The 949-nt window shown below is 60.5% G+C and carries 1 protein-coding gene; it reads right to left on the bottom strand.

The window, feature by feature from the left end:
* Positions 1–14: 14 nt before the first annotated feature.
* On the bottom strand, positions 15–848 hold the full coding sequence (locus ACYSMN_RS25475) for an IS982 family transposase (protein ID WP_488926751.1): 834 nt from the start codon (positions 846–848) through the stop codon (positions 15–17).
* Between the last annotated feature and the right edge of the window lie 101 nt (positions 849–949).

The raw sequence follows: 949 nt of genomic DNA, 5'->3' as shown, positions 1-949 counted from the left end.
ACCCAAGTTGCAGGCTATAGCCCGAATCGGTCGATAGCGTGAACGAAGACGAAGAGACCGATTTTCAGAGCGAAGCCGGCAGCGGAGGTAGCATGCATCTTTTTGGGGAACCGGCCGGTCAGGCCGCTGAAGCAGGTTTCGATGCCGTGGCGGAAATGTCGAATCAGAAAGGCACGGGCCGGGTCGTGGGGGCGTTTACTGGTGTGGCGGCGGGCCGTGTGCTGCTGGCAAGCAGTGGCTTCTTCAAAGATGGCTTCGTGGGCATAGTCGGTGTAGGCCGCGTCGGTGTAGAGCACGCTGCCCGGGGGCAGGTCCGGGTCCAGTTGGCGCAACCCGGTCATATCCGCTTCGCTGCCAGGGTGAATGTGATAGGCTACGGGTAGGCCGTCGACCGTGGCGATGACCTGCACTTTGACGCCGTAAAACCAGCTGCGTTTGCTGGCACAACGGCCCCGGTAGGCCTTGCCCGTCAGCAGCTTACTGCGCCCAATGCGCGTGTTATGGCACACCGCCACCGGAAAGGAATCGAGCACGTAGCGGGCCTCGGTGTTCAGCTGTTGCAACACTTGGCCGAAGCAGGCGAAGACTTCGTCCAGCACGTCGCGCAAGCGGTGCAGCTGACGCGAGAAGTTGCTTTTGTGCAACGTGCGTTGGCCCCAGTGGCCCTGCATGTAGCGCTGGGCCTGACAGAAATTGCCCCCGAAGTAGCGTGCCGCTACCAGGGCCGTCGTGAGCACTTCTGCGTCCGACAGGTGCCGCTGCGCGTCCGGTGTCGGCGCCCACGCCGGGCGCACCAAGGCCAGCAAATCGTCGATAAAGCAGTACATTGCTACGGTCTGTTCTGTCATGGAAACGAGTCTGGAGTGAAGCGTCGAATACTTCAAACCTACTCGGTTACATGCGGAACAGACTTTTTTGACCTAGGCCTACTACCTCGCAACTTGGGTTA

The organism is Hymenobacter sp. M1-2, assembly GCF_057808495.1.
The sequence above is the reverse complement of the archived record's forward strand: the minus strand, read 5'-3'. Positions and strand labels throughout refer to the sequence as shown.